General features: G+C 57.8%; 7 protein-coding genes. 5 read left to right on the forward strand and 2 right to left on the reverse strand.

Annotation, left to right across the window (positions count from 1 at the left end):
* The first annotated feature begins 202 nt into the window (after positions 1-202).
* From rplJ to Q5H33_RS07655, 5 genes are all read left to right on the forward strand, one after another.
* Positions 203-724 carry a 50S ribosomal protein L10 gene (gene rplJ / locus Q5H33_RS07635; protein WP_302423857.1) on the forward strand — a complete coding sequence of 174 codons (522 nt, stop codon included), beginning with the start codon at positions 203-205 and terminating at the stop codon, positions 722-724.
* A 113-nt stretch (positions 725-837) separates the two neighbouring features.
* A complete protein-coding gene (gene rplL / locus Q5H33_RS07640) occupies positions 838-1,218 on the forward strand; it encodes a 50S ribosomal protein L7/L12 (protein WP_003807866.1) in 381 nt (126 codons plus the stop codon).
* Between the two features lie 263 nt (positions 1,219-1,481).
* Positions 1,482-2,873, forward strand: a complete 1,392-nt coding sequence (locus Q5H33_RS07645) for an FHA domain-containing protein (RefSeq protein ID WP_065446771.1) — start codon at positions 1,482-1,484, stop codon at positions 2,871-2,873.
* 8 nt (positions 2,874-2,881) lie between these two features.
* On the forward strand, positions 2,882-6,502 hold the full coding sequence (locus Q5H33_RS07650; RefSeq protein ID WP_022245300.1) for a hypothetical protein: 3,621 nt from the start codon (positions 2,882-2,884) through the stop codon (positions 6,500-6,502).
* A 59-nt stretch (positions 6,503-6,561) separates the two neighbouring features.
* Positions 6,562-6,765 carry a hypothetical protein gene (locus tag Q5H33_RS07655; RefSeq protein WP_171025350.1) on the forward strand — a complete coding sequence of 68 codons (204 nt, stop codon included), beginning with the start codon at positions 6,562-6,564 and terminating at the stop codon, positions 6,763-6,765.
* Positions 6,766-6,860: 95 nt separating this feature from the next.
* Here Q5H33_RS07655 and Q5H33_RS07660 read toward each other — a convergent pair whose 3' ends face one another.
* Complete coding sequence (locus tag Q5H33_RS07660; protein WP_226556791.1) at positions 6,861-7,442, reverse strand: SAF domain-containing protein; 582 nt, start codon at positions 7,440-7,442, stop codon at positions 6,861-6,863.
* Positions 7,443-7,726: 284 nt separating this feature from the next.
* Positions 7,727-7,909: an FmdB family zinc ribbon protein gene (locus Q5H33_RS07665; protein WP_022245303.1), complete on the reverse strand. Its 183-nt coding sequence runs from the start codon at positions 7,907-7,909 to the stop codon at positions 7,727-7,729.
* Positions 7,910-7,997: the final 88 nt, after the last annotated feature.

The raw sequence follows: 7,997 nt of genomic DNA on the forward strand, positions 1-7,997 counted from the left end.
TGTAAACCACAGACCGTTGGTTGGAGCGTGCAAGCGCTCACGAAGTTTGGTTCGCCAAGCCAGCGCAGGTTGAAGAACATACGCCCACCAAGGGCTTTCCGCTTAGCGGTCGAATGTTGCTCTGCCTGCGTGCAGGGCTTTTTTATTGCCCTGCGAGGTGTTCCGAATCTCACAGTCAACGGTTGACTAAGGAAGGAACGCCATGAAGAGGCCCGAAAAGGAAGCGGTGGTCGCTCAGCTTACGGACAAGTTCCGTAACGCCGACGCTATCTACCTGACCGAGTACCGCGGGCTTACCGTTCCGCAGATCTCTGAACTGCGCGAAAAGCTAGGCCGCGATACTTCCTACACTGTGGCTAAGAACACGCTGGTTCGCATCGCAGCCAAGGAAGCTGGCATCGAAGGTCTCGACGAGATCCTCGCCGGCCCGACCGCTGTGACCTTCGTGAAGGGTGACTTCATCGAAGCTGCGAAGACCCTGCGTGACTTCGCCAAGACCAACAAGGCACTGATCATCAAGGGCGGCTTCGCTGATGGCACCGTCTACGATGCTGAAGGCGCCAAGAAGCTGGCAGACCTCAAGTCTCGCCCGCAGCTGCTCGCCGAGTTCGCCGGCGACATCAAGGCTACGATGTCCAAGGCCGCGTACCTGTTCAACGCTCTGCCGACCAAGGCCGTGCGTACGATCGATGCGCTGCGCGAGAAGCAGGAAAAGGCTGCCTGATTTCGCTGCGGCTCGCCGCATGAATGAAGCAACCACAAAAAAGAAAAACAATTGTTTTAGGTGACGGCCACCTCTTCAATTCAGTCCGTCGCCAAGAATGAAAGGAAGCCATTATGGCTAAGTACACCAACGATGAGCTGCTCGAAGCTTTCGGTGAGATGACCCTGGTTGAGCTCTCCGAGTTCGTCAAGGCCTTCGAAGAGAAGTTCGACGTCGAGGCTGCTGCCCCGGTCGCCGCTGTTGCCGCCGCTCCGGCTGCTGGCGCTGCTGCTGAGGAAGAGAAGGACGAGTTCGACGTCATCCTCTCCGCCGTTGGCGACAAGAAGATCCAGGTCATCAAGGCCGTCCGCGCTATCACCAACCTGGGCCTGGCTGAGGCCAAGGCTCTCGTCGACGGCGCTCCGAAGGCTGTCCTGGAGAAGGCCAAGAAGGAAGACGCCGAGAAGGCCAAGTCCCAGCTCGAAGAAGCCGGCGCTACCGTCGAGCTCAAGTGATTCGCGCGGCTTGAAGCCGCATATCACAATCTTGAGTGGAAACCCCGTTCGCCACAAGGCGGCGGGGTTTTCCGCATATTACGGGATTTTCTTTCGCTGACGATCCAATAAAATCCGATTTAGGCATGAATGCTTCCATATCGTGCCATACAATGGGGGAATTAGGCGAAAGTTGTCAATTAATCGCGTCATAATCCTGAAATACGTGGCAAGGCATGACACAATGACAAGTAGTGGTATGTGTGAAAGGAAGGCCGACAACGGTGAGCGAAGATCAACGAACGGCACAGCAGTGGACCGTCAAGGTTGATGGAACCGAACTGAAGAAGCTGGGCAGCGGCGAAAGCGTGGAAATCGGCCGCAAGCCGTTACGTCCTCTGGCGGATGACGGATTCGCGCGCCTTGACATTATGGATACGAACAAATCCATGTCGAAACGGCATGCCATTGTTTCAGTCGACGCGCAGGGCAACGCTTCCGTACGTGATCTCAAGTCGACCAATGGTTCGTTTGTAGTGGCCGACAACGGCCAATTGATGCGTCTGCCCGCGGATGAGGATTTCAAACTGCCATCCACGCCAATGACCTTGCAATTCGGCGACGTACGCGTCACTTTTGAACGTGACAGCGTGAGCGCCATGCCCGAATCCGAGAGTACCACGTCAGCTCCGGTATCTAATCTGTTCTCCTATGCAGTGTCCGATGAGGCGTCGCAGGAGCCCGACGCCGCCGATATGTCGGTCGACGACATTCTCAATCTGCGTGCCGGAGAGCCGACCGCATTGTTCAACGCGCGCAACGTCGCCAATCGTGTGAATCTCATGCAACGCTCCGAACGTCAGTCTTTCGCGCCAGTTCGATCCAACGAGCCGGATTATGGGGATCTCCCATCCGTTTCGCTGGTGCAGCATAACGACGTCGTGGATAACGCGCCACGTGACCTCTTCGCCGACGCCGCAGCCGAGGCAGATGCCGTGGCGGAACAGCAGGCGGCGGAAGAAGGGGCCAAGAAGAACGCCGCCGAAAAGGAAAAGCCGGCTATGCTGCCCGAATCCCAATCGCGGACGCAAGTCATCGCAGGCAACGACGTCGAACACGACACGATTCCCGTGAGCAAACTATTCAGCGCAAGACCAAGCAAGCCGATTATCGTGGCATTGCCGGATAGCAGCGACATGCCTGAACAACAAGCGGAAAAAACGCACGAGCAGCGCAATGAAATTGCAGAACAATCCGGTACCAATCCGATTCAACCGGAAGAAGCGGCGCAACGGGCCGACGACGAGCGTTTCAGGCCGCATAACACGGAGCAGCCACAGATTGTGAGCGAGCCGACACCGGACGAAACCAGCGTATTCAAACCGGCTTTTGAACCCGGATCGGTGTTCGATCGAGTCGCCAAGGGAGAGCTTGCCAAGCAGGAACAGACCATTGAAGTCGACGGACTGACGTCGGATGATGCCAAACGCACCGACGATTTCACCGTGCAGTTCGAGATGGCACGTCATCCGGAGCTGCTGCCGTTCCTTGCCATGAACCCGTCGCTGTACGACGATTTGTACGCATGGCTGGGAGCTTTGGGCAATGCAGACATCGACGCGGCCCTGTCACATAATCCGGGGTATGCGGAATACCGCAAAGCGGTAGGGAAGTGAGTCAATACATGAGCGAAAGCAACGAGACCGTCACCGCGCTGGATCGTATTCGGGGGTGGCGTGAGAAGTACCGTCTTGGTCTATCGCCGTCGCCGCTTGAGGACGTGACGCAGCTGAGCGCCCAGCTTGACATGACGCATGCGCATCCGTCCGGCATCGCGCAGCTGTTCGCCAGCGGGCATGTGCAACTTGATTCCTTGTTCCGCGACAACGGCATGTTGCGTGCCGCCGGGCGTCGTGTGGAGCGTGTGCTCGACGATCGTGAGGCGAAAAGCCGTGTCAGCGGCGTGGGCGAACTGTCTTTGGTGGTTGGCGTGGCCATCTGGAAAGGCAACCAGATGCCGGTACTCATGTATCCGGTTGAGGTGCGCAAAGAAGGACGCAATATTGAAAACGGTACGGTGATCGCGTTCACAGGGCGCGTACGCTTGAATGCGGCTTTCGCCGCCGTGCTGCGCGAGAACAACGTCGTATTGGACGAGTCCAAGCTGTTCGACGGTTCGAATTACGAAAGCGGCACGCCGGAAACATCCGCGGTGTTCGCTGCCATCACACGCCTTGCGGCCAACGCGTTCCCTGATTTTGAGATCGAACGGCACATTATTCTCGGATGCTTTATGGATCCGGCATCGCAGATGCTGGTGGAAAGCCGGAAGATCATCGACCAGTTGGCGCAAGGTCCGACCGGCAATACCGCCTTGGACGCTTTGGCGGGAGACAAGTCCGCCGCCGAAGCGTTGGAAGGTGCCGAAATTCCGGAGTACAGTCCGTTTGATGCCGATCCTCATGGCGAGTATGAGGTCGGCGATGCGGACAATACCGTCCGATACGCCTCGCAGCTTGCCTCCGCGGGCCATTCGCTGTTTGTGGATAGTGCGATCGCCAACAATACCGCCGAGCAGGCCGCGGCGATTGCGTCGCGTTGCGTGATGAACGGACGGTCTGTGCTCTATGTGCCGTGTGTGACCGATCAGAAGCGTCGTTTTGTACAGGCCGTTGCCGCAAACGAAATGAGCGGACAGCTGCTGGATATCGCCGATGATGGTGCCAACGCTGCGATTGACCGTCAGCTGATTGCAGCCGTCGGCTTCCAATCGGGGGTTGCTTCCTCCCGTTTTGATCAGATTGCCGATGAGCTGGTTGGCGTGCGTTCGCGTTTGACCCGTTATCTGGGCGATCTTCACGGCGTGAGTCAGGAGTGGGGTGTATCCGCCTACCAGACGATTCAGAATCTCGCGCAGATTGCGGCATTGCCCACCCATCCGACCACGCATGTGCGTTTGAACAAGCAGACCGCGCATTCCATCGCGGACAAGATCGAGGATTGGGCTGCGAAACTGCAGCGTGCGGGCGAGCTTGGCGAATACACCATTACGGAGAACGACACCGCATGGTATAAGGCATCGCTGTATTCCGAAGAGGAGGCGGTGAGCGCATACCAGCGTGTGGTTGAGCTGTTGCGCAAGGTGTTGCCCGCCACCCGCGAGCAGGTGGCCAGTACGGTACAGACCTGCGGATTCCCGATTCCCACGACCGCGCAGGAGTGGAGCCGTCAGGTCATGGTGCTGAAGAACCTGCGCCGTGTGCTTGACGTATTCCAGCCGGAGATTTTCGAACGTGACATTGCATCCATGATCGAGGCGACCAAGCCGAAGGCCGAGCGCAAGGCCGAAGGTACGTCCATGGGCTTTTGGGAGCGTCGCCGCCACATCAAGGAAGCCAAGGGTTTGCTGCGCGTCGGTGCCCAAGTGGAGAACCTGCATGAGGCGTTGCTGGTGGTGTCCAAGCAGGCCGATCAGTGGCATATGTTCGTGCCTCATGGCGGCTGGCCGGTATTGCCCGCCAAGCTGGATGACATTATCGAAACGCAGGAGAATCTCAATCGGGATATGACCGCGTTGAATGCGGTACTTGCCACAACTCCGCAGGGCGGCAATCTTGAAACCGTTGATTTCAATCAGGTCGAAGAGCGTTTGAAGGCCCTGTATGACGATAAGCAGTCGCTTGATATTCTGCCTGAGCGCGCCCGTCTGGAACGTGAATTCCATTCGGTCGGCCTCGACGAGCTGGTCGAAGATCTGAACAATCGTGGCGTTGCCAACGATGCCGTTGCAGGGGAACTGCAGCTGGCATGGTGGACCACGGCGTTCGAAGACATCGTGAAATCCTCCGCGATCATTTCCAATCAGGATGGGTCGGCATTGCAGGGCGCTGCGGAGCGGTTCGCCCAGGTCGATGTGGAACATGTGCGTTCGGTCGGTCCGATGGTGGCGCAGGAATCCATGCGCCGTCTGTGCGACATGCTGTTCTCGCGTACGCAGGAGGCCAATCTGCTGCATACCACGCTTGCCGGCGCCCGTAATGTTTCGCTGAACTGCCTGCATAAGGAGCATCCGCAGATTCTCGCCGCGGCGAAGCCTATTCTCGTTGCGACTCCTGCCACGCTTGCGGCCATCACCGATCCGGCGCCATTGGCCGACGTCGTGATCATCGATGCCGCAGCGCATATTCAATCCATCGAACTGCTCAGCATCATCAGCCGAGCCAAGCAGGTGGTGGTGATCGCGCATCGCGAAACCGTCACTTCCGACGGTCTGAAGCGTCTCATCGCATTGCTGCCGAGCGTGAAAATCGCCAATCGTCCTGTTCGCCGCGCGCCGAAGCTCAACGCGTTCCTGGAATCGGAAGGCTACGGTTCCGTGCCCTTCGACGTGGCCAGGGAAGGCGCGCAGGGCGAGGTCGCCTACCATTTTGTGGCCGATGCCAATGGCGTGCCGGTCATCACGTCCGGACTGGTGGAAAGCAGCCAGCAGGAAATCGACGAGGTGGTCAGGCTGATCACCAAGCGTGCCGCCGGTTTCACGATCGTGCCTGCATCGTACATGCTTACCGTGGTGACGCTGACCCATACGTTCCGCACCCGACTGGGAGCCGAGCTTAAGGCGATCGCCAATAAGAACAAGGCCATGGGCATGTTCTTGCGTCATGTGCGCATCGTGGACATTTCCGATGTGGCCGGCGCGCATGCCACCGATGCGATTCTTGCGATGTGCTACGCGAAGACTTCTCATGGAAGGCTGCTGCAACAGTTTGGAGCGTTGGAATCCGAAGGCGGACGGGGTATGTTGCTGGATGCGTTGGCCGTGCCGGATCGTCATCTTGACATCGTGTCCGCATTCTCGTCAGCTGACATGGATGACGAGCGCCTGCACCAAGCTGGTCCGAAGATGCTGAAAACGGTGCTTCGCTGGGCGGAACAGCTCGATGACAGCGTGGTGCGCCCAGTCGTCAAGACGAACGGTTCGAACGTATTGCTCAACGATCTTGCCGACCGTATTCGTGCCCGCGGTTTGAATGTGGCCGTCGACTACGGTTTCGACAATGGTTCCAAGCTGCCGCTGGTGGTTGGCCTGAACGACAAGCCGTTCGCATTGGCCGTGCTTACCGACGATGCGCAGTTCATGGGATTGCAGTCCACCAGGGAACGCCACCGCGTGCTTTTGCAGAACATCGAATCGCTTGGCTGGTCCGTTATGACCGTGTGGAGCGTTGGCGCGTTCGTGAATCCAGACAAGGAAGTGGATCGCATCGTGGCACGCTTGAGCGACCTGTATCAGGAGGTCAAGTGAGCGTCGACGAACCCTCCATCCAAGAGTCCGCGGAATCTGACCAGCCTGCCGTGCGTGTGGTGTCCGGATACTCCGCCACCCGCCGTACGGCGCGCAAACACAAGCGTGTGGTTCGGCAGGGTACGGAACTGTTCGATGCCGATGGCGTCAAGCTTGAACCGTCCGATGTGCTTACCGAACGCCAGCGCAATGCTGACGACGACAAGCGTATTCTGGGCGAGCTGCCACCGCATTGGGGCGTGTTCTCCGAGCGGGAGCGCTGACGTTCGTTTGCTATACGGGAGGTTCTGATACGTTCAGACCTCCCGAATTTCATATATTCCGCATGATGGTGCTGCGGATTCGCTTGGGAATGCCGTTACGAACCGACGATGGCGATGATCGCGCTGTATTCTTGGGCCTGCAATACGGTTGCCGCCTCATGAGGAGGCATGGCAAACACCGCAAGCGTGTCGCCGTCCGCATTCCGTGAAGGTTTCGCGGTCAATATCGCTCCCGTGCACAGCTCACGTAACGACACCGCATCCATATCCGGTACCGTTTCCGGCGTGGCCTCGCTGAACATCGTGGCGCTGGAAAGCGTCACCGTATCGCCAATCGTCAGACTGTCGGCGGAACTCGCCAACCGAACTTCGACCGCCGTATATCCTTTGGGAACAACGGGGGAGGCGCGAGCCATGGCCGAGGTGACGATGCTGCCTTCCGCAATATCCACTTGGGCAATCAGCCCGACGGCATCATCGATATCGTGAGCAACGCTGCGCAGGGCCTCATCGTATGGAATATCTCGCAAAGCAAGCGAATCCGCGGAAATCACGCCGCCTTTGGCGATGGACTTCGCCGCAATGACGACGGATTGCGTGGAAATCGTCAATCGCACGCACTGCAGGGCCGCGAATATGGCAAGTCCGGCGCACAGCGAAGCAAGTAGACGATGCAATTGCGCGTTTCGTCGTCGTCGATGAGGCGCCGAAGACGAAACGCGGTTCGTGTGTTTGCCGTCCGTGCCTTGCAGACGTTGGCTAAGGTCATGAAAAAAGGTCACCATTCATGCATGATGACCTTACGAATAGTTGCTGCGCAAGCCGGATCGAGGGTTGTGGTCGGAAGATGCGAGTTATCCACAGGATTCGGCGTGTCGCCTTGTTTTCCAAGGTTTGCTGACCCTGGTTATTTGGCTCGTTTCCTTGCTTCGGCTGCTCGGTTACGTGTATTCGTTTTCGCTCACTTGGACTTGTCGGTGCGATAGAAACCAGATCCCTTGAATTCGATCGGCGGGGCGGAATACACCTTGCGGACCTGCTCTTCGCCGCATTCCGGGCAAACGGTGATCGGATCGTCGGTGAATGACTGCTGTTCGGTGAAATCGTAGTTGCAGTTCTTGCAACGGTAATGGTAAGTAGGCAAAGTATCCTCGCTTCAACCAGGTTCTCAAATTTCTTAACGGGACATATCCTAGTACGTTCCCTGAGACGGCTGCGTGAACGTCTTATCT

The organism is uncultured Bifidobacterium sp. (assembly GCF_959020145.1).
In the GTDB taxonomy this organism is placed as follows: domain Bacteria; phylum Actinomycetota; class Actinomycetes; order Actinomycetales; family Bifidobacteriaceae; genus Bifidobacterium.